Source organism: Nonomuraea wenchangensis, assembly GCF_900111685.1.
GTDB lineage: Bacteria > Actinomycetota > Actinomycetes > Streptosporangiales > Streptosporangiaceae > Nonomuraea > Nonomuraea wenchangensis.
This window is the reverse complement of the sequence record NZ_FOHX01000012.1, coordinates 148,368-170,138: the sequence shown is the minus strand read 5'-3', so window position 1 is coordinate 170,138 and position 21,771 is coordinate 148,368. Positions and strand designations below refer to the sequence as shown.

At 71.4% G+C, this 21,771-nt stretch carries 25 protein-coding genes and 2 pseudogenes; 15 read left to right on the top strand and 12 right to left on the bottom strand.

Features of this window, described 5'->3' with window-relative positions; genetic code table 11:
* Positions 1-329, top strand: a 329-nt coding sequence (locus tag BMW85_RS31645; RefSeq protein WP_177240980.1) for a hypothetical protein, incomplete at its 5' end; no start/stop codon positions are given.
* Between the two features lie 58 nt (positions 330-387).
* On the opposite strand, the gene BMW85_RS31640 is transcribed toward BMW85_RS31645, so the two are convergent.
* The gene (locus BMW85_RS31640; protein WP_218156003.1) at positions 388-1,902 is read right to left on the bottom strand and encodes an alpha/beta fold hydrolase; all 1,515 of its coding nucleotides are present in this window, start codon (positions 1,900-1,902) and stop codon (positions 388-390) included.
* Positions 1,903-2,042: 140 nt separating this feature from the next.
* Complete coding sequence (locus tag BMW85_RS31635) at positions 2,043-2,492, bottom strand: winged helix-turn-helix transcriptional regulator (RefSeq protein ID WP_091088752.1); 450 nt, start codon at positions 2,490-2,492, stop codon at positions 2,043-2,045.
* 58 nt (positions 2,493-2,550) lie between these two features.
* Here BMW85_RS31635 and BMW85_RS31630 point away from each other — a divergent pair, with 58 nt between their 5' ends.
* Together BMW85_RS31630 and BMW85_RS31625 are read left to right on the top strand one after the other, a co-directional pair.
* On the top strand, positions 2,551-3,963 hold the full coding sequence (locus BMW85_RS31630) for an MFS transporter (RefSeq protein WP_245775182.1): 1,413 nt from the start codon (positions 2,551-2,553) through the stop codon (positions 3,961-3,963).
* Between the two features lie 338 nt (positions 3,964-4,301).
* The gene (locus BMW85_RS31625) at positions 4,302-4,949 is read left to right on the top strand and encodes a hypothetical protein (protein ID WP_143082463.1); all 648 of its coding nucleotides are present in this window, start codon (positions 4,302-4,304) and stop codon (positions 4,947-4,949) included.
* A gap of 238 nt (positions 4,950-5,187) precedes the next feature.
* On the opposite strand, the gene BMW85_RS31620 is transcribed toward BMW85_RS31625, so the two are convergent.
* Together BMW85_RS31620 and BMW85_RS31615 are read right to left on the bottom strand one after the other, a co-directional pair.
* Positions 5,188-5,841 carry a response regulator gene (locus tag BMW85_RS31620; protein ID WP_091088747.1) on the bottom strand — a complete coding sequence of 218 codons (654 nt, stop codon included), beginning with the start codon at positions 5,839-5,841 and terminating at the stop codon, positions 5,188-5,190.
* Positions 5,829-6,959 (bottom strand): sensor histidine kinase, encoded by a 1,131-nt coding sequence (locus tag BMW85_RS31615; protein ID WP_218156002.1) that lies wholly within the window; start codon positions 6,957-6,959, stop codon positions 5,829-5,831. Before BMW85_RS31615 ends, BMW85_RS31620 begins: the two co-directional genes overlap by 13 nt.
* 131 nt (positions 6,960-7,090) lie before the next feature.
* Here BMW85_RS31615 and BMW85_RS31610 point away from each other — a divergent pair, with 131 nt between their 5' ends.
* From BMW85_RS31610 to BMW85_RS31600, 3 genes are read left to right on the top strand one after another with little or no spacing between them, the layout of a single operon-like run.
* On the top strand, positions 7,091-7,465 hold the full coding sequence (locus tag BMW85_RS31610) for a DUF6069 family protein (protein ID WP_091089011.1): 375 nt from the start codon (positions 7,091-7,093) through the stop codon (positions 7,463-7,465).
* Between the two features lie 49 nt (positions 7,466-7,514).
* Positions 7,515-8,396, top strand: a complete 882-nt coding sequence (locus BMW85_RS31605; RefSeq protein WP_091088745.1) for an ABC transporter ATP-binding protein — start codon at positions 7,515-7,517, stop codon at positions 8,394-8,396.
* The gene (locus tag BMW85_RS31600) at positions 8,389-9,126 is read left to right on the top strand and encodes an ABC transporter permease (RefSeq protein WP_091088742.1); all 738 of its coding nucleotides are present in this window, start codon (positions 8,389-8,391) and stop codon (positions 9,124-9,126) included. Before BMW85_RS31605 ends, BMW85_RS31600 begins: the two co-directional genes overlap by 8 nt.
* Here the strand turns inward: BMW85_RS31600 and BMW85_RS31595 are convergent.
* Both BMW85_RS31595 and BMW85_RS31590 read right to left on the bottom strand, forming a co-directional pair.
* Positions 9,096-9,995, bottom strand: coding sequence for a sterol desaturase family protein (locus tag BMW85_RS31595; protein WP_091088740.1), 900 nt, complete (start codon positions 9,993-9,995; stop codon positions 9,096-9,098). The two genes, BMW85_RS31600 and BMW85_RS31595, sit on opposite strands and share 31 nt — an antisense overlap.
* A 55-nt stretch (positions 9,996-10,050) precedes the next feature.
* On the bottom strand, positions 10,051-10,872 hold the full coding sequence (locus tag BMW85_RS31590) for a helix-turn-helix transcriptional regulator (protein ID WP_091088738.1): 822 nt from the start codon (positions 10,870-10,872) through the stop codon (positions 10,051-10,053).
* Positions 10,873-11,106: 234 nt separating this feature from the next.
* Between BMW85_RS31590 and BMW85_RS50535 the strand changes: the two genes are divergently transcribed.
* On the top strand, positions 11,107-11,532 hold the full coding sequence (locus BMW85_RS50535) for a hypothetical protein (RefSeq protein WP_143082462.1): 426 nt from the start codon (positions 11,107-11,109) through the stop codon (positions 11,530-11,532).
* Between the two features lie 139 nt (positions 11,533-11,671).
* Positions 11,672-11,899 carry a hypothetical protein gene (locus BMW85_RS31580; protein ID WP_091088733.1) on the top strand — a complete coding sequence of 76 codons (228 nt, stop codon included), beginning with the start codon at positions 11,672-11,674 and terminating at the stop codon, positions 11,897-11,899.
* Between the two features lie 193 nt (positions 11,900-12,092).
* On the opposite strand, the gene BMW85_RS31575 is transcribed toward BMW85_RS31580, so the two are convergent.
* Together BMW85_RS31575 and BMW85_RS31570 are read right to left on the bottom strand one after the other, a co-directional pair.
* On the bottom strand, positions 12,093-12,698 hold the full coding sequence (locus BMW85_RS31575; protein ID WP_091088730.1) for an LLM class flavin-dependent oxidoreductase: 606 nt from the start codon (positions 12,696-12,698) through the stop codon (positions 12,093-12,095).
* Between the two features lie 61 nt (positions 12,699-12,759).
* Entirely contained in the window at positions 12,760-13,794 is a 1,035-nt protein-coding gene (locus BMW85_RS31570) for a tetratricopeptide repeat protein (RefSeq protein ID WP_177240978.1), read from the bottom strand.
* Between the two features lie 88 nt (positions 13,795-13,882).
* Here BMW85_RS31570 and BMW85_RS31565 point away from each other — a divergent pair, with 88 nt between their 5' ends.
* Entirely contained in the window at positions 13,883-14,716 is an 834-nt protein-coding gene (locus tag BMW85_RS31565; RefSeq protein WP_177240977.1) for a hypothetical protein, read from the top strand.
* 28 nt (positions 14,717-14,744) lie between these two features.
* Here BMW85_RS31565 and BMW85_RS50530 read toward each other — a convergent pair whose 3' ends face one another.
* Genes BMW85_RS50530 through BMW85_RS31555 form a run of 3 tightly spaced genes read right to left on the bottom strand, consistent with a single transcriptional unit; the run spans position 14,745 to position 16,286 of the window.
* Positions 14,745-15,260: a hypothetical protein gene (locus BMW85_RS50530; protein WP_218156001.1), complete on the bottom strand. Its 516-nt coding sequence runs from the start codon at positions 15,258-15,260 to the stop codon at positions 14,745-14,747.
* A gap of 41 nt (positions 15,261-15,301) precedes the next feature.
* On the bottom strand, positions 15,302-15,592 hold the full coding sequence (locus tag BMW85_RS50525) for a hypothetical protein (RefSeq protein WP_218156000.1): 291 nt from the start codon (positions 15,590-15,592) through the stop codon (positions 15,302-15,304).
* Positions 15,593-15,629: 37 nt separating this feature from the next.
* Positions 15,630-16,286, bottom strand: a complete 657-nt coding sequence (locus tag BMW85_RS31555; protein ID WP_245775190.1) for a hypothetical protein — start codon at positions 16,284-16,286, stop codon at positions 15,630-15,632.
* Positions 16,287-16,405: 119 nt separating this feature from the next.
* Here BMW85_RS31555 and BMW85_RS52800 point away from each other — a divergent pair.
* The 6 genes and pseudogenes from BMW85_RS52800 to BMW85_RS31535 all read left to right on the top strand — a co-directional run.
* A pseudogene (locus tag BMW85_RS52800) lies at positions 16,406-17,629 on the top strand (NB-ARC domain-containing protein); the annotation flags it as partial.
* Positions 17,630-17,757: 128 nt separating this feature from the next.
* Positions 17,758-18,012: pseudogene (locus tag BMW85_RS52795) on the top strand (tetratricopeptide repeat protein); the annotation flags it as partial.
* A gap of 36 nt (positions 18,013-18,048) precedes the next feature.
* Complete coding sequence (locus BMW85_RS31550; protein WP_177240975.1) at positions 18,049-19,155, top strand: tetratricopeptide repeat protein; 1,107 nt, start codon at positions 18,049-18,051, stop codon at positions 19,153-19,155.
* Positions 19,156-19,266: 111 nt separating this feature from the next.
* Positions 19,267-19,743: a GNAT family N-acetyltransferase gene (locus BMW85_RS31545; RefSeq protein ID WP_091088719.1), complete on the top strand. Its 477-nt coding sequence runs from the start codon at positions 19,267-19,269 to the stop codon at positions 19,741-19,743.
* Positions 19,744-19,803: 60 nt separating this feature from the next.
* Positions 19,804-20,616 (top strand): alpha/beta fold hydrolase, encoded by an 813-nt coding sequence (locus BMW85_RS31540; protein ID WP_091088717.1) that lies wholly within the window; start codon positions 19,804-19,806, stop codon positions 20,614-20,616.
* A complete protein-coding gene (locus BMW85_RS31535) occupies positions 20,613-21,089 on the top strand; it encodes a GbsR/MarR family transcriptional regulator (RefSeq protein ID WP_091088715.1) in 477 nt (158 codons plus the stop codon). The genes BMW85_RS31540 and BMW85_RS31535 overlap by 4 nt, the downstream gene beginning before the upstream one ends.
* A gap of 25 nt (positions 21,090-21,114) precedes the next feature.
* On the opposite strand, the gene BMW85_RS31530 is transcribed toward BMW85_RS31535, so the two are convergent.
* Positions 21,115-21,744, bottom strand: a complete 630-nt coding sequence (locus BMW85_RS31530) for a TetR/AcrR family transcriptional regulator (RefSeq protein WP_091088712.1) — start codon at positions 21,742-21,744, stop codon at positions 21,115-21,117.
* Between the last annotated feature and the right edge of the window lie 27 nt (positions 21,745-21,771).

Here is a 21,771-nt window from a genome sequence, read left to right as displayed (position 1 = left end):
CCGAAGCCGTCGTGGTCTCCGAGCAGGCCGTCGCCCTGCGCCGGGAGCTGGTCGAGCTCAACCGCGACGCTCACCTACCTGACTACGTACAGAGTCTCGTCGTTCGCGGTTGGACGCTGAGCGAGGCGCGGCAGTACGGCGACGCTGTCAGGCCCCTTGCCGAGGCGTTGGCCGCCGGCCAGGAGCTGCCGGAGTTCGCACGGGAGCTTCTCCACGACGCCACCGCGGTCCTGCGCGAGGCACACCGGAGAAGTCCGGCGGAGGTCGACGCGGCCTTCGAGACTCTCACGGGCCGGACCTTCACCGAGTGGGTCGGCGAGGGGCGTTGAGAGCGCGGCCCCGCCGGTCGTCCGACCGGCGGGGCCCCCTCTTTTTTGTGGTCCGGGGTCAGGACGCCCAGTGGGCCTGGTCCGTCGGCCACGTCCGTTGCGTCTGCTTCTTGAGCAGGCTCTCCTCGGGCGTGCCCACGGCGCACCGGGTGCCGCGCGGCGGCACGGTCAGCGCGATCAGGTACTGGTCGATGATGTCGGTCTGGCACTTGTCCTTGCCGTAGATGCGGTGCCCCCAGCCCTCGTACGTGAGCAGCACCGCCTTCGGCCCGAGCTGCCGGGCCGCGTTCGCGGACCAGACGTACGGGGTGGCGGGATCGTGCAGCGAGTTGCCGAGCAGGATCGGCGCCTGGCCGGTGTACCGCAGCTGGTGCGGCGGGTTCGTCGGCGCCGAGTTGAGGCAGATCGGCAGGTCGTCGATCGGGTACGGGTGGTACCGGGTGTCCGGCGCCAGCACGTTGGACGCGCGCATGAGCGCGGCGTACTCGTGGTAGTCGCGCACCTTGAGGTTGTAGTCCTGGCACAGGATGCGCGTCGGCAGCTCGGCCACGTCCCCCTCGACCGGCCCCCGGCCGGGCAGCGGCGGCACCCACGACGGCTCCGCGCCGCCGCTCAGCCAGTCGATGACCTCGCTCAGCGTGCGCCAGTCGGGGCCCTCGGTGCCGAGCGCGGCGTTGTAGACGACCTGCAGTTCGGTCATCCTCGTGCCGGTGCTCGGGTAGACGAGCTCGCCGCGCCGCGCCTTGGCGAGCAGGTCCTTCCACATCTTGCGTACGTCACGCCCGTGCAGGACGCAGCTCTCGTCGGCCTCGCACCAGCCGACGAACTGGTCGAAGGCGTCCTCGACGGCCAGCGCCTCGGTGGCCAGGAAGCCCGCGACGCCGAGGCTGTGGTCCATGTTGCTGTCCAGCGCCAGGGCGCGGACCCGGTCAGGGAACAGCTCGGCGTACATCTGTCCGATGAGCGTCCCGTACGAGATGCCGTAGTAGCTCAGCTTCTCCTCGCCGAGCGCGGCGCGGAGGGCGTCCATGTCCCTGGCCACGTTGCGCGAGTCGACGTGGTCGTAGAGCGGGCCGGTACGCTCGCGGCAGTCGGCGTGCAGCTTCTTGCTGAAGGCGTTCCAGGCGTCGAAGTCGGCCTGGCTGGACATCACCGTGTGCGGCATCTGGTTGTACACCGAGGCCGAGCAGATCACCGGGTGGCTGCGGCCCACGCCGCGCGGGTCGAACCCGACGATGTCGAACCGCTTCTGCAGCTCCTCGGTGTAGGAGCCGGGGGCGCCGTACACGGCCTCCACCCCGGAACCGCCCGGGCCGCCCGGGTTGATGACCAGCGACCCGATCCGGGCGGCGGGGTCGGTGGCCTTGCGCCGGGCCAGGGCCAGGTCGATGGTCGGGCCGCCGGGCTTCGACCAGTCGATCGGCACGGTCAGCTTGCCGCACTCGGCGCTGGGCTCCTCCTCGCAGGGCGCCCAGGTGATGGCGTCCTGCCCGGTGGCCGCCGCCGGTGGGATGGGGAGGAAGGTCGTCAACGCCAGCACGGCGGTGGCGAGCAGGGTTGTTCTCTTCCGCAAAACGCTCCGATCCTCTGTTGACAGGATGTGACCGGTCCGCGCAAGGCGGACCGGTCAACTGTCGATCATGAGGCATGCGGCGGCGTCCGTGGTCCGAAATCGACAACTTTGTACGGGGTGCGGGCCTCAGCGTGCCGGTGTCACCCGGTCGCGATCTGGAACCGGCGCTCCTCCTCGGCGGCCTGCTGGTCGTAGGCGGAGCGGGCGGCGGAGATCTCCTGCTGGTGCTCCTCCGTCCAGATGACCAGCGACTTGATCGTCTCGTGCAGGGACATGCCGAGCGGGGTGAGCGCGTACTCGACCCGGGGCGGCACCACCGGGTAGACGGTCCGGGTGACCAGCCCGTCCCGCTCCAGCTGGCGCAGCGTGACCGTGAGCATCCGCTGGCTGACGCCGTCCACGGTGCGGCGCAGCTCGGAGAAGCGCATCGTCCTCCTGTCGAGGAGGGCGATCACCAGCAGCGACCACTTGTCCGCGACGCGGTCGAGGATCTGCCGCACGTCGCAGTCCGCCCGGACGTCCCACTGTCTGGCCTGGTCGTCGTCGGTTCCCGTGCAGTAACCCGGTGCCTTTGAAGTGCCGTCTTCCATAGCTCTCCATGGTGACGCAAGATTCCTTCGTTACCAAAGAGAACCATTGGAGATTCCTGTGTCGACCACCGTTCAATCCCCTGCGGCCTCGCCGCGCCTGACACCACGCGCCTGGGGAACGCTGTTCGTCCTGTGCGGAGCGATCTTCCTGGAGGGCATCAACGTCGCCATGCTCAACGTGGCGCTGCCCGCCATCCGGGCCGACCTCGGCCTGTCCACCGGCGAGCTGCAGTGGGTGATCAGCGCCTACGTCCTGGGCTACGGCGGGTTCATGCTGGTCGGCGGCAGGGCCGCGGACCTGTACGGCCGCCGCCGGATGTTCCTGGTCTGGCTCGCGGTCTTCCTCGTGGTCTCCGCCCTGGGCGGCATGGCCGGCGAGGGGTGGACGCTCATCGCCGCCCGCTTCGTGGCCGGCGTCGCCGCGGCGGTCATGACGCCGGCCGGCCTGTCGATCATCACCACCAGTTTCGCGGAAGGGCGGCAGCGCAACCAGGCGCTCCTGGTCTACTCCGGCACCGCCGCGGGCGGCTTCTCGCTCGGGCTGGTGCTCGGGGGGCTGCTGGCCGCGGTGAACTGGCGGCTGGTGCTCTTCGCGCCCGCCGTACTGGCGCTGATCATCCTCCTGCTGGCCGTGCCGCTGATTCCCGCCACCCCGGAGGAACGGCCCCGCGACCGGCGCGTGGACGTGCTCGGCGCGGTCACCGTCACCGCCGCCATCATGCTGCTGGTGCTCGGCGTCGAGCGGGGCGCCCACGCCGGCGCCGGCACGACCGTCGCCATCATCGCCGCGGGGCTCGCCCTCATCGCCCTGTTCGTGGTGATCGAGCGTAGGTCGTCCGCCCCGCTGCTCCGGCTGGGCCTCCTGCGCTCCGGGCCGCTGGTGCGGGCGAACCTGGCCGGCCTGCTGTTCGCCGGCGCCTTCTTCGGCTTCCAGTTCATCGCGGTCCTCTACCTGCAGGAGCTGCGGGGCTGGAGCTCGCTGCAGACCAGCCTCGCCATGCTGGCCGTCGGCGCGGACGCCGTTCTCGCCCCGACCCTCACGCCCCGGCTGGTCAACCGGTTCGGCAACGCGAAGGTCATCGTGGCGGGGCTGCTGCTGGCCGTGCTGTCGTACGTGCTGTTCCTGCCCATCGGCATGGACACCGTCTACCTCGCGATGTTCCCCACCATGATCGTCCTTGGGGTGGCGTTCGCGCTCGCGTACGGGCCGCTGACCATCGTCGCCACCGACGGCGTGGAGGAGAGCGAGCAGGGAGTGGCCGGTGCGCTGCTGTACACGTCGTTCCAGTTCGGCGCCGCACTCGGGCTCGCCGCCAGCACCGCCGTCATCGTCGCCGTCACAGCGGGGGATGGCGGTGCGGCCGGGCTGCTCGACGGCTATCGTGCCGCGCTGGCCGTGCCCATCGCCGCCGCGGTCCTGGCCGCCGCCATCAGCGCCTCCGGCCTGCGGCCGGTTCGCAACATGAGTTGATCTACAACGTAAAGGCGCGGGGGACGGTCAGCTCAGGCGAGGCCCGTTCCACAGCGGAACGGGCTTCGCCCGTACTGATCACCAAAAAGGCCGCTTGACTGGGGGGAGAACGGCGGCAGAAGTGTGTTTTCGGGCGTCTCGGCACCTGCCCGGAGCTGCGATGACAGGCGTACGCGAAGGACCGGCATCCTCCGCGAGACCGTGTTACTCTCGCCGAGTCGCCGGGCTCGGAGCCCGCAGAAAAGGCTGTGCCCCGGGCTGCTTGCGAGCAGAGGCAATCCCGGGGCTTATGTCGTCCACGGTAGCACGCGGGTTCCGGCCGAGGGAGGCGAAGGCCTGTGGATCAGCAGGAGGCTCGGCATCTGTACGGAGTGCTGAGTCAGGCCAGGCTGCCCGAGTACGAGGCGTTCTGCGCGGGCGACAGGGTGGCCGCGCTGCGGCTGTTCTGCTGGAACACCCAGGTCGCGGCGGCCTTCTACGGCCCTCTGCAGCATCTTGAGCTCGCCCTGCGCAGCGTGCTCGACCAGCGCATGTCCCGCCTGTTCGATCGAGAGGACTGGTGGGATCATCCGCAGGCGGACCTGCACTACGGCGCCCAGGCGAAGATCAGGGAGGCCGTCCACCAGCTGGGCCGGCAGGGCCTGCGGTCGACGCCGCGGGAAGTGGTCGCCGAATTACCGTTCGGCTTCTGGGTGAGTCTGGTCGGGCGCGGCAACAACTATGACCAGCGGCTGTGGCGGGCCTCCTTGTACCGGGCGTTTCCCGGCTATCGCGGGGGTCGTCACGCGCTTCATCGGCGGCTGGACTTCCTGCGTGTGCTGCGCAACAAGATCGCTCATCACGCTCCCATCCACCATCGCCACCTGGAGGCCGATCATGAGGCGATCATCATGATGCTCGGCTGCATCGATGAGCCTTTGGCCCGGCTGGTGGCCCGTTACAGCCCGGTGCCCGCCGTGGTGGCCGTGCGGCCGGGCCTGGGCTGAGCCCTTCGGCCGTCGGGGCGGGGCTCTGTCGAGCAGGCCGAGAAGCTGTTCGGCGGCGGGTGCGAGGAGGTGGTCGTCGCGGAGGATCGCCAGGTCGCCGGTGCGGCCGGCTCTCGGCGCCGGCGTTGTCGGTCCGCACGTCCGGGACCGGCGCGGGTGCTCCTTCGTGGCCGGTGACACCTACCGGATCCGGCCGTCGTGATCCGGTGACCATCACCCGGTCTCGGCCGGCCGCCACTCAGGTCAGGCCCGCGTCGTGGGCGAGGATCGCGATCTGGGTGCGGTTGTCCATGCCGAGCTTGGTGAGGATGCTGGAGACGTGCGCTTTCACGGTCGTGATGCCCATGGCGAGATGCGCGGCGATGTCGGCGTTCGTCTGGCCGCGGGCGATCGCCAGGGCCACCTCGTGCTCGCGAGGGGTGAGGGCGGCCAGCGCGGCACGGGCCCGCTCATAGGCGCCGGCCTGGGCGACGGTGCGTTCCATCAACCGCCGGGTGATGTGCGGGGACAGGATCGGATCGCCCGCGGCGACCCGGGTGACCGCCTCCACGATTCGCGGCGGCGGGGTGTCCTTGAGCAGGAATCCGGCAGCGCCCGCGCGGAGGGCGTGCAGGACGTTCTCGTCGGTGTCGAACGTGGTCAGCACGATCACCTCGGGCGGGCGGGTCCGGGCGCGCAGCCGGCGGGTGGCGGTGATGCCGTCCACCCGAGGCATCCGCAGGTCCATGAGGATGACGTCGGGGGCGTGGGCGTCGGTGGCGGTGATGGCCTCCTGGCCGTCGGCCGCCTCGCCGACGACGGTGATGCCGGCGGTGCCGTCCAGCATCATGGACAGCCCGGCGCGGACCAGGGCGTCGTCGTCGACCAGTAACACGCGGATCACGCGGGCCATGGTAGCCGGGCAGCGAGCCGGAACTCCCCGTCGGCGTGGTGGTGGTCCAGTTGCCCGCCGGCCAGCCGTACTCGTTCGGTGAGCCCCACCAGGCCGAGGCCGCTGCCGGGCGTGAGCGGGGCGGTGCCCGCGGGGGCCAGTGGGTTACGGACCTCGATCAGCAGGGGCATGCCGGGGGTGCCGCGCAGCAGCACGTCCACCGGCCGGCCGGGGGCGTGTTTGCGGGCGTTGGTGAGCCCTTCCTGGACGACGCGGTAGACGGTCCGGGACGCGGCGTGCGGCAAGGCGCCGTCGTCGGTGACCTCCTCGCGGAGCCGTACCTCCTGGCCGGCCTCCCGTGCGTCGGCGATCAAGCCGGGCAGGTCGGCCAGCGTCGGCTGGGGTTCCAGCTCGTCCTGCTGTTCGTCCTGCTCGCGCAGCAGGCCGATCACCTGGCGGAGCTCCTCCAGGGCCTGGTGGACGCCGGTACGGACCACGCCGGCGGCCCGGGCGAGCTGCTCGGGGGAGGAGTCCGGGCGGTATTCCAGTGCGCCGGCATGGGTGGCCACCAGGGACAGGCGGTGGGCCAGTACGTCGTGCATCTCACTGGCGAGGCGGCGGCGTTCGGCCATGCGGGCTTCGGCGATCCGCCTGCCCTGCTCGGCCTCGGCGCGTTCGGCGCGCTCGTGGAGGGAGAAGAGCAGGGCGCGGCGGGAGCGCGCCAGTGCGCCCCAGCCGAGCAGCGCCCCGTAGGAGGCGCAGATCAGCAGCAACCACCATTGCTGGGAGATGCCGGAGTTCGGCCGCCATAGCCCCTGGACCACGTGGGCCGCGACGCCCGCGGCCGCCATTGCCGCCGCGACGGGGAGGCGTCTGCGCAGGGCCACCTGCAGCGCCCCCATGGTCGCCGCCGGGGTGGCCACGGGGGACAGGACGGCCAGGAGGGTGGCGGCCAGCGCTCCTTGGGCCGGCCACCACAGCTGGGTGAGCGCCGCTGCCAGGCTCAGCGCCGCGATGACGACGTCCAGGTCCCACGTGGGGCTGCCGGCCTGGCTCCACAACGTCAGGGTGCTCAGGCCGCCCACCCCGAGGACCACGCCGGCCACCGCGATCGGGTACGAGGGTCGGATCCTTTTCACCGGGCCAGGGTAATCGCCGGTTCTCGGCCACCATCACCTACTAAAGGAGGACCCGTACCCCACTGAGGGAGAACGCAGAGCGACCACGCGCCCGATGTGGCGGATCGGGCGAGCGCGTGATGCTGTCCGGCATGAACACCTCAACCAAGCGCATCCTCACCGTCGCCGGCGCCTCCGCGGCCGCCCTGGCCGTCTGGGTCCTGGCCGTGCCGGTCGCCGGGATCCCACTGACCGTGCGCATGGGCGCCGGCACGCAGCTGGTCGGACCAGGACTGGTTCTGGTGGCGAGCTTGCTGGCCGGGCTGGCGGGCTGGGCGCTGCTGGCCGTCCTGGAGCGGCTGGCGTCGCGTCCCGGCCGGATCTGGACGGTCGTCGCCCTGGTCGTACTCGTCCTGTCGCTGCTCGGGCCGGTCGGCGGCGCCGCCGGTGCCGCCGCGCTGCTGGTGCTGGCCCTGATGCACCTGGTCGTCGGCGCCGTGCTGGTCCTGGGGCTGGCGCGGCGATGAACGCCCGCACCCCGTTGGACAACGACCGGCACGGAACAGGAGACATGGCATGACCGTCCTCGCCAGAGGGATCGAGGTCGGCCGCCGCTACGGTGACGTGCTCGCGCTCGACCGCGTCTCGCTCGACATCAGGGCGGGCGAGCTGGTCGGGCTGCTCGGCCCGAACGGCGCCGGCAAGTCCACCCTCATCAATCTCTTCGTCGGGCTGCGCCGGCCGACGTCGGGCACGGTGGAGCTGTTCGGCGGCTCGCCCTCCGACCCGGTCGTACGGCGGGGCATCGGCGTGACCCCCCAGGAGACCGGGCTGCCGGAGTCGCTGCGGGTGGGCGAGATCGTCGACTTCGTCTGCGCACACTTCCCCGAGCGCTATGGCACGGCGGAGCTGCTGGCCAGGTTCGGCCTCGGCGACCTGGCCAGGCGGCAGGTCGGGGGACTGTCCGGCGGGCAACGGCGGCGGCTGGCGGTGGCATTGGCCTTCGCGGGCCGGCCGCGGCTGGTGTTCCTCGACGAGCCCACCACCGGGCTGGACGTGGAGGCCAGGCGAACCCTGTGGGAGGGGATCAGGAGCTTCCACGCCGACGGCGGCACAGTGGTGCTGACCAGCCACTACCTGGAGGAGATCGAGGCGCTGGCGCAGCGGGTGGTGGTGATCGGCCGAGGCCGGGTGCTGGCCGACGGCACCGTGCGGGCGGTGCGCGACGTGGTGGGCGTGCGCCGGGTCTCCTTCGCGGCGCCGGCCGTACCTGATGTGCCCGGGATCCTGCGGAGCTCGGTCGAGGACGGCCGGGTGCACCTGCTGACCACCGACTCCGACCGGCTGGTCACCGAGCTGGTACGGGCCGGGACGGCCTTCGCCGACCTGGAGGTGCGGCCGACCTCGCTGGAAGAGGCGTTCATCACCATCACCTCGAAGGAGGACACTCGTGTCTAGCCTCACCCTCACCCACCTCCGCTACCAGTTCCTGGAGCAGTTGCGCGTCCCGATCTCGCTGGTGGCGAGCGCGTTCTTCCCCGCGGCCGCGATGCTGGCGTTCGTGGTGCCCTTCACCGGCGCAGACCCGGCGAGCGCCACGTCGGCGACGGCCGGGATGATGCTCTTCGGCGCCATGTCGTCGGCGCTGATCGGGCTGAGCATCGGCGTGGCGCAGGACCGCGAGCGGCCTTGGGACCCCTACCTGCGCACACTGCCTGCCGGGCCGCTGCCCCGCTTCGCCGGCCGCATCCTGACCACGATGATCGGCATGGTGCTGTCGGTGGTGCCGGTCCTGCTCATCTCGGCCTTCCTCACCGCCGCCACCATCTCCCCGCCCCGTTTGGTGCTGGGCATCGGCGCGCTGCTGGTGGGCTCCGTGCCGTTCATGCTGATGGGTCTGTTCATCGGGTACGCGGTGTCGTCCAAGGCGGCGATCGCGGTGTCGCAGGTGGCGTACTTCCCGATCGCGGCGCTGGGCGGGCTGCTGGTGCCGCTGGAGGTCATGCCGGGCTTCGTGCGGTCCCTGGCGCCGTTCGTGCCCAGCCGGGGGGCGATCGAGCTCATGTGGGCCGCGGTGGCGGGCCGCGCCCCTTCTCCCGTCTCCGTGGTCGCCTTCGCCGCCTGGAGCGTTCTCGCGGGGGCCGCCGCCACCTGGGCCTACCGGCGGGACGAGGGCCGCTTCTCCTGAGCCGGCGGGTCGGAGGCGCAGGCGCCGGAGGTGCGGAAGGGTTCGGCGAGCTGGGCGAGGTAGGCGGTGGGGTAGTCGGGTTTGGCCGCCATGCCGAGCTGGTCGGAGGTGAAGCGGCGGGTGGGGTCGTAGGAGAAGGTGCCGAGCAGGTGATCCCAGGTCAGGGTGAACAGGCCGAAGTTGACGTCGCCGATTCCGGCCCATTTGAGGTGGTGGAAGCGGTGGCCTTCGTTGAGGGCGAGCACGTACTTGAGCGCGCCGATGCGGTAGTCGGCGTTGGAGTGCTGGAGCAGCAGTTGGACGGCGACGGTGACGGCCAGGGCGGAGGCGACGTCGACCGGCAGGCCGATGAGGATGAGCGGGGCGACGCCGGCGCTCATCTCCAGGGTCTGGTGCAGGGGGTGCTTCATCAGGCCGTTGAAGCCGTAGAAGCGCTTGATGGAGTGGTGTACGGCGTGGAAGCGCCACAGCACGCCGATCTTGTGGCTGGCGTAGTGGGTCAGGGTGATGCCGAGGTCGGCGATCAGGATGGCGGCCAGGACCTGCAGCGCGAAGGGCCATGACCGCGGCCACAGGTCGGCGACGGTGACGGTGGCCGCCAGCAGCGGAATGACGCCGACGCTGACGAGCAGCAGCAGTTCGTTGACGGCGGCGTGGGCGACGTCGCGGGTGCCGTCGCCGGCCGGGCTGTTCCAGTCGGCCTCGTACGGCAGGGCGCGTTCGGCCGCGAAGGAACAGCCGATCGCGGCCGGCAGCAGGCCGGCCAGCCAGAGTTCGGAGGCGCCGGAGGCGGCCAGCGCGATGGCGGCGCCGTTGACGCCGACCAGCATGAACGGGACGTATCCGTAGCGGACCAGGATGCGGTGCATGCCGTTCAGCTTCGCGGCGGGCGGCCGTCCGAGGCTTGGACGGATCCGCTGTCCTTCAAGCCCGTAGGAGGTGGATGAGCTGGGAGGGGGCCAGGCCGAACATCTCGTGGCAGACGCGGGTCAGGTGGGAGCCGTCGGCGAAGCCCGCCCCGTGCGCGGCCTCGGTCAGCGTGGCGCTGTCGCGGGCCAGCTCGATGGCGCGGCGCAGGCGGATCCAGCGCACGTAGACCGGGTAGGGCAGGGCGAGCTCGGCGGTGAACAGGTGGCCCAGGCGGCTGGCCGACAGGTGGACGGCGTCGGCCAGGTCGGTGAGCCGGACGGGGCCGGCCAGCAGTTCCGGCAGAAGGTCCAGCGCTTTCCGCAGCGCCGGGTGGTGCGGGCCGGGGGCCGGCGCCGTCCAGGCGCGGACCAGCGCGGCCGGATCCCGGGGCCCGTCGCCGGCCCCGGCCCCGGCCCGCTCCGGCAACAGGGCGTGAGCCGCGGTCACCCAGTCGCTCACCTGGTCGCGGCCCGGCCAGGTCAGAGCCGTGAGCAGGTGGCGGCCCGCGCCGCCGGCCGGATCGAGATAGAGCATGTCGGCGCGGGCACCGGGGCCGCCGCGCACGGCGTGCCTGGCGCGGGGCGGGATGATCGCCGCCCGCACCCGCCGGCGGGTGCGGTGGGCATCCGTCAGCTCGACCGTCCCTGCGGTCACGATGAGGACCTGGAGGGCGGCGTGCGCGTGCGGCTCGGTGGTGCCGACGTCGCCGGTGAAGGCGAGCCAGCCCGGCTGCAGCATGGTCGTCCCCTGCCACCCGGCCGCGGTCGTGGACGCGGGCGGCGGGCTTGCCGGGGGCTCACCGACCAGGCCGGCCGGTAGGTCGCGGCAGTGCGTCATGGCTGCCTTTCTCCACGATCCGGCCGCCGTTCAGGGGGACGACGCTGTCGGCGCGGCGGACGATCAGCATCCAGTGTGCATCATCACCACCGTCCCCGAGGGGCCGGTCCCTTTTGTGCGGTATGCGGCATGCCGACCCTTTGCCAGGTCATCGATTGAGCCGGATGGTCCCCATCTGTCACACGGGTATCTGCTGTATGCCGAAATCGCGGCATTCACAGAAAAGAAAGCAAGATGATCTCACCAAAGCACGTATTCGCCTGGGCCACCGCGGCGCTCACCGGAGCCCTCATGGCCGCATCGTTCCAGACGCCGGCGATGGCCGGCGAGGGCCCGGAGCGCCCCCAAAGCCCCAGGTACGAGGTGCCGGTCGCCGCGCCGGTCGCCGGGTACGATTTCGCCAGAGGGGAGACGGTCACTCTGGCGAATGGCGCATCCGAGACGAGCATCGCGACATGCAACGACGGCAGAAGGGTTCTCGGCGGAGGCTGGACCTCGACAAACGGGGACGACCTCGTGGTGACGGACAACAGTGCCACGGGGAACGGTGCCGCGTGGCGGGTCAGATTCCATAACCCCACAGGCGGCAGCATCCTGCCTACGACCGCCACCGCCACCGCCCAGTGCGCCTTCGTGCGGCGAGCTGCCCAGTCTGACTGACGCGAAGGCCGTCCCGGTCCATGAACCGGGACGGCTTCAGTCGTTCAGCCACAGCTCACCGGGTGCGCGCCACCAGCTCGCCGATCTTGGGAAGCACCGCGTCCGCGACCGTGATCTCCCGCTGGATGAGCCCGTTGGCGTGGAAGAGGTCTGCGGCGTGCTGCTGCTCGGCGACGAACTCCTCGCTGACCGGGTGCAGGCCCCACAGGCGGGTGCGCAGCGCGTGCTCCCAGGCGTCGAGGTCGCCGTCGAACAGGGCGGCGGCCTCGCGCGGGTGCTCCTGCGTCCAGCGGTCCGCCCGCTGCAGCGCGGTGACGATCTCGGCCGGTTCCTCGGGCGGCTCCCGCGCGAAGCGCGCGGCGGGTGAACCAGAGCGAGCGGTGGCTGAACAGGCCGTCGGTCTCCACGAGCGTACGGGTGCGCGACTCGACCGGCGTCAGGTACGGGTCAGAGTCCACCCAGGCGTCCACGGGGACGATGTCACCCCACCCGAGCCCCTCGCTCGCTGGAGGTGCTGCTGATCCCACCGGCCGAGCGCCGCCCGCGCCCCTCCTCCTAAGTCACGCCTTCTGTCGGCTGTCGTGTCGCAGCAGCGGCAGGAGCCGGTCGCCCTGGCGTACCAGCTCCGGCAGGTAAGGGGTGTCGGACAGGATGAAATGGGTGACGCCGAGGGCCTGGTAGTCGCGCAGGGACGCGGCCACGTCCGCGGCCGAGCCGACCAGCCAGGTGGTGGCCGCGCCGGCGCCGCCGTACCGGCCGGGGGCGGTGTAGAGGTTGCGGTCGAGGACCTCGCCCCGCGCGGCCAGGTCCAGGAGGCGTCGCTGGCCGGCGGCGGCGTTCCAGTTCATGTCGCGGGCGATGCGGCCCCGCGCCATCGCGGCGACCCTGTCCTCGGCGTCCGCCCACGCCTCGCCGGCGGTGTCGCGGACGACGGTGGTGACGCGCAGGCCGAACTCCAGCGGCGGATGCCGGCGCGCCCTGCGGGCGGCGGGCCGCGGCTGGACGGTGGAGCCGGTGCCGAGGAGCGCGCCGTCCCAGCCGTGCTCCTCCAGGGCGGTGGCCTGGGCGGTGAGCGTTTCGAGACTGTTGTGGCCGGCGACGACGTCGTCGCCCCGGTGGCCGGGCCGGGCCTGGTTGGGGATGTACCAGAGCAGTCGGGGGCTCATCCGCCGTCCCTCCTCCGAATAACCCTTATTTCAGAGTGAGTTTACGGGGAAAGCGACCCGGTCAGTTGTAAGCGGACAGCAGCCGGATCCGTAGCCTCTCGGACAGCTCCAAAGACGTCTCGTGACCGCTCAGCTCGTCCTCCGGAAGGGCTCGATAGACGGTGACGGCTTCGGTGACGGCCGCCAGCGCCTCCTGGTGCCGGCCCAGATCGTTCAGCCGCTCGGCGCGTACGTGGAGAGCCGCGCCCAGGTTGGCCTGGAAATCGATCGACCCGGGTTCGTCCTCGGCCAAGCGGCGCCACAGACCGGCGGCTTGCGTGATGTCGTTCAGCGCATCGCCTGCACGGTCGTAGTACACGCTCGCCACCCCGGCCCGCAGCCGCAGGCTGTCCGCGAGACCGATCCGATCGGCTCTCGCATCGGCCTCCTCGACCAGCTCGCGATAGCGTCCGACGGCTTCCTCCACGACCTCCAGCGCGTCCGACGGCTGCGGGACCTTCTCGAGGTAGGTGGCCCGCCAGTAGAGCGCACTGGCGAGCTCGTCGCGGAACGCCCGCGAGCCCGACCCGACCAGGGCACGGAAGACGCCGACGATCTCGGCGAGCACGTCCGCGGCCTCGTCGTCCTCGGCGCGCAGCGCGTGAAAGCGGGCCTGCCGGTACAGGGCGAGCGCCAGGCGCGGCCCGTACTCCACGGGACCGGCGTCCACGACCGCCCGGTAGATGGCGGCGGCTTCGGCCAGGACGTCCAGGGCCGCGTCGTCCGCGTCACCCAGCCGGTCGGCCTGGACCACGAGGCCGTCCGCGAGCTGGGGCAGGTACGTACCGGGCTCGGACTCGGCGAGCGCGCGGTAGAGCGTCACGGCCTCGGTGGCGCTCTCGACGGCTTCGTCTGCGCGCCCGCACTCCGCGAGGTAGAGGCTCAGGTTGTGGAGGGTGAGCGCGAGGAACGGCAGGTACAGATCGGGTTCGGACGTGGCAAGGGCGCGGTAGCGTGCCACCGCTTCGGCCATGGTCCGCGCGGCCTCCGCGTACCGTCCCTGGTCGGACAGCTCGCCCGCCTCCATGGCCAGATCGGCAGCGACCGCGTCACTCACGCCGGCTCCCCCCTTTTTTTGTTCGGTGCGGTGATCTTTGAAAGAGAAGACGCGGCATCGGAACGAATGGTTCCACCGCCGTGACGAGATGGAGATCATCCTCGGTGATGATCGGCGCATGAAACGCATGAGCGCCGTGCTGGCGATGGCCGGCCTGCTGAGCGTCACGATTCCCGGCGGTGCCGTTCACGCCGCTCCCGCATCGGAGACTCTCGGCTCCGTCGTCAAAGCGATCAAGAAGGAGTTCGCGAAGAAGAGCGGTGTGCGCTTCTCCGTCGTGCGACGCGGCGGCCCCCCGGGCACCTGGGACATCAAGGCGTCCGGTGCGTACCGCTTCAGGGTTTCAGGCGTGTACGCCGCCGACACCACGACGATCTCCCAGGAGGCAAGGGGGACGAGCCGGACCCGGGAGATCAGCATCGGCCGGAAGTTCTACTCACAGTCCTACGTGCGCTCAAAGGACGGCAAGTACCCCTACAAGTCGCCGTCGAGGGTGGGGGATTGGACCTACGCGCAGAACCTCGCCGGGGTCATATGGGGCAAGGACCTCATCAACGGGATCAACCCGGGCTTCCTCGAACTGGGCGCGTCCCACGATGCGACCAGCGCCGACGGCGGAACTTTCGAGGGAGTGAAGACGACCCTCCACAGCGGCACGGTGACGGTTCCCAAGGTGGGTGAGAGGCAGGCCGGGATGTACTTCGAGACGCGGGAGGAGGAGCTCGCCTATGGCGGGCCGATCACCTGGAAACTCTGGGTGGGCCCGGACCACCTGCCACGACGCTTCCACGCCGTCATGAGGCTCACCCAAGTGGAGGGCGGCGCCACCTACACCGTCACGATGAACATGATCTATCGAGGATGGGGAGAACCCGTCAGGATCACGGCCCCGCCCAAGCACCTCGTGAGCGACGACTGGTGATCGACGAGCCGCGGAACGACACACTCACCTACTCGAGCGGCAGCGAGTGCCGTCCGGCGACCTGGCGGATCTCCTCCAGCGGGTACGGCGTCTTCCTGCTCTGGCTCTGCAGCTCGTGGTAGAAGTCGTTCAGCACGGCGCCCAGGGGGCTGTGCCGCGACAACAGGGCCGCGACCCCGCCGGGCACGCCGACCGGCCGCTCTCCCGCGGCCCATCCCCGTACGAGTGCGCGACGCCCCTGCCAGTCGGCGCCGTGGAAGGCGCCGGCCAGCCAGTTCAGCATGTACGTCAGCGTGTAGGTGCGGTCGAAGGTCAGGTGCCGGCGGTAGAAGGCCCGCTCCTCCTCCGACAGGTCGAACCGGCTCGACACCGCCTGCCCGAAGTCGGTCAGGTAGAAGCGGCGGCCGTCGGTGAGGACGTTCTCGAAATGCGCGTCGAAGTGCAGCAGGCCGCCCGCGTTCATGACGGACACGGCCTGCCGCAGCCCCTCGTCCGCCAGGGCGCAGGCGCGGTCGGCGTCGCCCGCGCGTACCCGCTCGTCCAACCACTGGTGCAGGTTGCAGGGGAAGTGCTCCAGGAAGAGCGTCAGGTTCGCAGCCAGGCGCCGAAGCCGGGCGAGCCGATGCCGTACTGGCAGAAGGGCGGCAGCCCGAACAGGTTGGCCGTCGAGTGCGGGTGGCGCAGCTCGGGCTCGGTGAGGGACACCCGCTTGACGAAGACCGGGGTGCCGCCGACCTCGAGCCGCGCGGCCGCCCCGCCGATGCCGGTGCCGAGGGGAACGGCTTCGCGCTCCAGCAGCTCGGCCAGTCGCCGGTCGTCATAGCGGGCCAGCGCCGTGGAAACGTCACGATGGGTGGTCGGCCGCGTGTCCGTCATCATGATCACTGTACCCCGGGGCGGCCTGAAGGGGAGGTCAAGCCCGACGGCGTCGGCTTCCTTCCGGTGTGAAGGAGAAGGTCTCCTTGAATGCTCCCCTTCCGCAGCGGACGGCCAGGAGGACAGGTTCGTCGTGGACGGGGCGCCAGGTCGTACCGGTGTCGTCGGGGCACCCATTCCAAAGATGAAAGAAGATGATCGGTTCCGTCGCCTGATCGGTCAGGTAGGCGAATGTCTTGCCGTAGAAAGGGTTGGTGCCGCCGAGAAGAACGGAAGGCGGCCCGAACTCCTCCCGCACCTCGGTGAGGGTGCGGTCGTGAGCAGCCCAAGCGGTGATTCTCCGGCGCAGGGACGCGTGATCTTCGGTCGTCAGGGTCCTGTCGGCCTGTAGCCATCCGCGATCGTGGGCGGCCTCGGCGTAGATCGAGGCGACGCCGTCGTCGCGGAGATCAGGCAGGACGGTGGCGAGCGCTCCCGTCACGCCGAGGGAGTTGAAGGCGCCCCGCATCTCCAGGGACCGCAATGCCTGCGCCCACTCCGTCTCCTGGTGTTCGGCGTAGGCCAGGTGATCGAACAGGAGGCGCAGGGCCGTCTCGCCGCCGAACATGCCGGGCCGGCGCAGGGCTTGGTTGAGCTGATGTCTGAGGTAGGTGCGGATCTCGGTCGACGAGCGTGGCTCGGGAGAGGTCGTCATGTCGTTCACCCCTTGGCTCCTGGTGGCATGTTCCTGAGAATTCGCGGGTGCCGCATCCCCTGGACCATGACTCTCCCGCGAGGGAACATGCGTCGGATGCGACTGAGCTCCGCGAGGTGATGGCAAATAACACGTTCGTCACGTCGACCTCGCCCGTCCTGGTTCGGCAGCACTCTGGAGGCATGTCGACAGCGGACGACACCCCCGGCGCCTCCTCCCACGGTGAGGAGCCGCGGCGTGCCCAGCTGCGGGCACAGGTCTCCGGCCAGGGCCGGGTGTATCAGTCCGCCAGGGACCAGACCATCCACCACCACTATCCGCCCGCGCCGGAGCCCGGCCAGATCGTCGAGGGCGACATCCCGCAACGCCCGCCCGGCTTCCAGCCGCGTGAGCCGCTGCTGCGGCAGCTCGCCGAACTGCTCGGCGGCCCGGCCCCGGATCACGGCGTACAGGACGCGGGCGGCGGGGCCGCGGTGATCTGCGCGGTCGCCGGTACGCCCGGGGTGGGCAAGACGATGCTGGCCGCCTCCTACGCCTGGGCCTGCCAGCACGCGCGCTGGCCGGTGGTGGCCTGGATCGCCGCCGAGACCACCGACCAGATCCTCACCGGCCTGGCCGCCTTGGCCGAGCGGCTGGGCGAACGCCGCTTCGACGAGGACGCCGCCGCGTCCGCCCGCCGCGCCAAGGACTGGCTGGCTGCCACCACCAGGCCGGCGCTGCTGGTCTTCGACAACGCCACCGACGTGAACGCCCTGCGCGCCTGGTGCCCGGCCACCGGCGCCGCCCGGGTGGTCATCACCACCCGAAACCGGGCCTTCGCCCGCGCGTACGCGCCGCTGGACGTGGAGGTGTTCACCGCCGAGCAGGCCGAGGCGTTCCTGCGGGGGCGTACCCGCCTGGACGACCCCGACGGCGCCCGCGCGCTCGCCCACGAGCTGGGACATCTGCCGCTGGCACTGGCCCAGGCCGCCACGGTGATCGTCCGTCTGCGCCTGGACTACGCCGGCTATCTGGAGCTGCTGCGCGGCTTCCCCGTCGGCGACTACCTGACCGCCCACGACGGCGACGCCTACCCGGCCGGCACCGCCGAGGCCATCCTGCTGTCGGTCACCCAGGCGGAGTCCGCTCTGCCCTTCGCCCATGAGCTGCTGCCGGTTCTCGCCGTGCTGTCGCCCTCCGGCGTCCCCCTGCAGGTGCTGTCCGCCCTGGGCGATGCGGGCTCCGAGGCTGGCAGGGCGCCGGTGCGCCTGCGGGAAATGCTCGCCGACCTGGCCGACACCTCGCTGATCGCCTTCAGCGAGGACGGGACCACGGTCTCGATGCACCGCCTCATCCAGCGTGTGCTGCGCGACCGCGCCGCCCGCCACGGCGACCTCGGCACCGTACTGGACCAGTCCGCCGCACTGCTCCAGGACCACGCCGCCAGCTGCCGGACGGCGCGCGGACGTGGGCGGCCCGCGCCGCGGTCGAGATGCTCATCGAGCAGAGCGACGCCCTCCACCGGCGAGTCCCCGCCGACGAGCTCCCCGAGGAGCTCCTGGTGCTCCGGGTGTGGTGTGGCAGTTCTCTGCACGACCTGGCCGAGCTCCCCCGCGCCGTACAGCTGCTGGAGGCCACTCTCGCCGACTGCGCGCGGGTGCTGGGCCCCGACCACCCCCATACCTTGGCCTGCCGCACCAGCCTCGCCCACGCCTACCGCGAGGCGGGTGACCTGGGCCGGGCCATCCCCTTGTACGAGGCGACGCTGGCCGACTGTGAGCGGATGCTGGGCACCGACCACCGCGACACCCTGCTGAGCCGTAACAACCTGTCCGGCGCCTACCACGCGGCGGGGGACTGGCGGCGAGCCCTCGCGCTGCTGGAGGCCACCCTCCCCGATCTGGAGCGGGCGCTCGGCCTGAACCATCCCGAGGTCCTGGCCGCCCGCGACAACCTCGCCCTGGGCTACCAGGAGGCGGGGAACCTGAGCGCGGCCATCCGCCTGTTCAAGGCCGCCCTCGCCGGCCGCGAACACGAGCTCGGCCCCGATCACCCCTCGACCCTGGCCTCCCGCACCGGCCTGGCCGGTGCCCGTCAGGCGGCGGGGGACCTGGATCGGGCCATCCGCCTGTTCGAGGCCACCCTGGGCGACTACGAGCGGGTGCTGGGCCCCGACCATCCCGACACCCTGATCTGCCGCACCAGCCTGGCCAACGCCTACCAGGCGGCGGGGGACCTGGACCAGGCCGTCCCGCTGCACGAGCGGACGCTGGCCGAGCGCGAGCGCCTGCTCGGCCCCGATCACCCCTTGGCTCTGGCCTCCCGCACCTACCTGGCCAACGCCTGCCAGGTGGCGGGAGACCTGGATCGGGCCGTACCGCTGCTCGAAGCCGCCCTCCTCGGTTTTGAGCGGGTGCTGGGCGCCGACCACCCCGACACCCTGACCTGCCGCAGCGGTCTCGCCATCGCCCTTGAGGAGGCGGGTGATCTTAAGCGGGCCATGCTGTTGCTCAAGGCCGCCGTCAGTGACCACGAGCGGGTGCTGGGCCCTGACCATCCCTCGACCCTGGCCTCCCGCAGCACCCTGGCCGACGCCTACCAGAAGGCGGGGAACCTGGGCCGGGCCATCCCGCTGCACGAGGCCACCCTCACCGACCGCGAACGCGTCCTCGGCCCCGACCACCCCGACACCCTGGCCTCGCGCGCCTACCTCGCCAACGCCTACCAGGAGGCGGGGGACCTGAGCCGGGCCGTCGCGCTGTACACGACCACCGTCGGCGATTGTGAGCGAGTGCTGGGGAGTGATCACCCCACGACCCGGGTCGTCAGGAGGAATCTGGTGGTCCTCGCCTCCGAGGCCGCTCATCGAAGGGCTCGTTGGCGGAGGTAGCCGTCCGCGAGTCGACGCTCCAGGCCCATCGGCGCCGGCCCGATCTCTGGGATAATCTGCCGGCGGCAGGTGGAGCCCGGCGCCGCCGCGGAGTCGTGAAGGAGCCAGAGCGTGCAGCTGCGTCCCGCGAGACACGAAGACGCGCAGGAGATCGCCAGGATCTGGCACGAGGGCTGGGGTGACGGGCACCGAGGCAACGTCCCCGACGCACTCACCGCGGTCCGGACCCCCGAATCGTTCGGCGAACGCGCGGAGCAGCGGGTCGCGGGCACGGTCGTCGCGATCGTCGGGGGCGCCGTGGCCGGGTTCGTGATGGTGGTCGAGGACGAGGTGGAGCAGGTCTACGTCGCCAGGGAGCACCGCGGCGGCGACGTGGCGACCGCGCTGCTCGCCGAGGCCGAGCGCCTCGTCGCGGCGAACGGTCACGGGCGGGCGTGGCTGGCGGTCGTCGCGGGCAACGCACGCGCCCGCCGGTTCTACGAGCGGAACGGCTGGGTCGACGAAGGGCCGTTCGACCACCACGCGCCGAGCGAGACCGGGCCCATCGTCGTCCCGGCCCACCGCTACGTGAAGCGGCCGTCGTCCTGATCGAACCTGCACGTTCCCGCCTCGGTCTCACCTCGTCGCTATATTCGCTATGTTTAGTAAATGGTGAATATGTCGTCGATGGTGCTGGATGGTTGTGCTCTCCGTTACGCCGACAGCGGCGGTGACGGCGTTCCCGTGGTGTTCTCGCACGGCGCCGGGGCCGATCACGTGATGTTCGAGGCCCAGTACGAGTACGTACGCGCCCAAGGTCATCGGGCCGTGATGTGGGACATGCGCGGCCACGGCTCATCCCGCCCGGCCGGTGCCCTTTTCACCGCCGAACGGGCGATCGCGGACCTGCGTGCGCTGATCGAGCACCTCGCGCTCGATCGGCCGGTGCTCGTGGGGCAGTCGCTCGGCGGTAACCTCGGTCAGGCGATCGTACGGCGTCATCCGGGCCTGGCCCGGGCCCTGATCGTCATCGGCGCGGCGTGGAACACCGCGCCGCTGTCGTGGAAGGAGCGCCTGCTGGTGAAGACGGCCGCGCCGGGCCTGGCGATGATCCCGGCCAGGCACCTCCCCCGCGTGATGGCCGAGGCCTCCGCCGTGGGCCAGGCCGCGCGGGCCGATGCCAGACGGGCCTTCTCGCAGCTGTCGAAGAAGGAGTTCCTCCAGGTGTGGCGGGCGACCGTCGGCTTCCTCACCCCCGATCCCGGCTACCGCACACCGGTGCCGCTGTGCCTGATCCGCGGCGAGCGCGATCGTACGGGCAACATCGCCGCGGCCATGCCCGCGTGGGCGCAGGCCGAAGGCGTCAAGGAGGCGGTCATCCCCGGCGCGGGCCACATCGCCAACCAGGACGAACCCCGGGCGGTGAACGAGGTGATCGGGGCGTTCCTGCGTACGGTCCTGGCGTCGAGGGGGGCGTCGTGACGGGCGCGGCCAGGCGGCGGGCGTTCGTCACGTCGGTGGGCGACCTGCTGGCCTCGTGGAACCTGCCGCACGCGACCGGCCGCGTCTACGGGCTGCTCCTGGTCACCGAGGAGCCCGCTTCTCTCGACGCGATCGCCGCCGAGCTGGAGCTGAGCAAGGGGGCGGTGAGCACCGCGGTGCGGCAGCTGGACTCCTGGGGGCTCGCCCGGGTGATCCCGCAGCCGGGCAGCCGCCGGCTCCTCATCGAGGCCACCGCGGGGATCGAGTCGCTGCTGGAGGCCAGCCACGCCCGGGCCAGGACCTTGATCGCCGCCCTGCGCGACGGCGAGGACCTGGTCGGCCCCGGCCCCGCACAGGACCGGCTCCACAGCGTGATCGACCTGTTCGCCGGCTATGTCGCCGTCGGGGACCAGCTGCTCAGCGCGGGCCGCCGGCAGCGCCCCGAGCCTGGTGCCCGCGAGGATCAGTCCTGACGGGGCGCCCCCACCCTTTGACCGGTCACGAGCCGGCGGGGGTGTCCGGTCGTGGGCGGAGTGCGTCGGTGATGAGGTCGAGCAGGCGGTCGGTCTGCTCCTGGGGCGCGCCGGCGGTGATGGCGAGGAACACGCCGATGAGCAGGGTGGTGACGTCCTCGGCGGCGACGTCGGCGCGGAGGGTGCCCTGTGCGGCGCCGTCGCGGAGGATCGTGGCGATCGTGGTGGTGACGCGCTCGCGTGAGGGGGGCGCGATGCGTCCGGAGGCGTATCCGGCGCGCAGGGTGTCCATCATTCCGCGTTTGGTGGTGACGAAGGCGGCGTAGCGGCCCAGCCAGGTCCGCAGCGCGACGTCGGCGGGGTGCCGGCCGAGCAGGGCGGAGACGCTCGTGGTGACGGCCTCCAGCTCGGCCGCGTAGACGGCGTCGACGAGGTCCTCGCGGGTGGGGAAGTGGCGGTAGAGGGTGCCGATGCCGACCCCGGCCTGGCGGGCGATGGCCTCCAGCGCGACGGGGCCGTCGGCCGCGGCGAATGCGGCCTGGGCGGTGGCGATGAGCTTGTCGCGGTTGCGCCGCGCGTCACGGCGTCCCGGCCGCTGAGCGGGGCCGGGCGGGTCCGGAGGGTTCTGGGGCGGGGTGGTCTCGGACGTACTCAAAACGGAGGCACCTCCGGTAGTGCTACA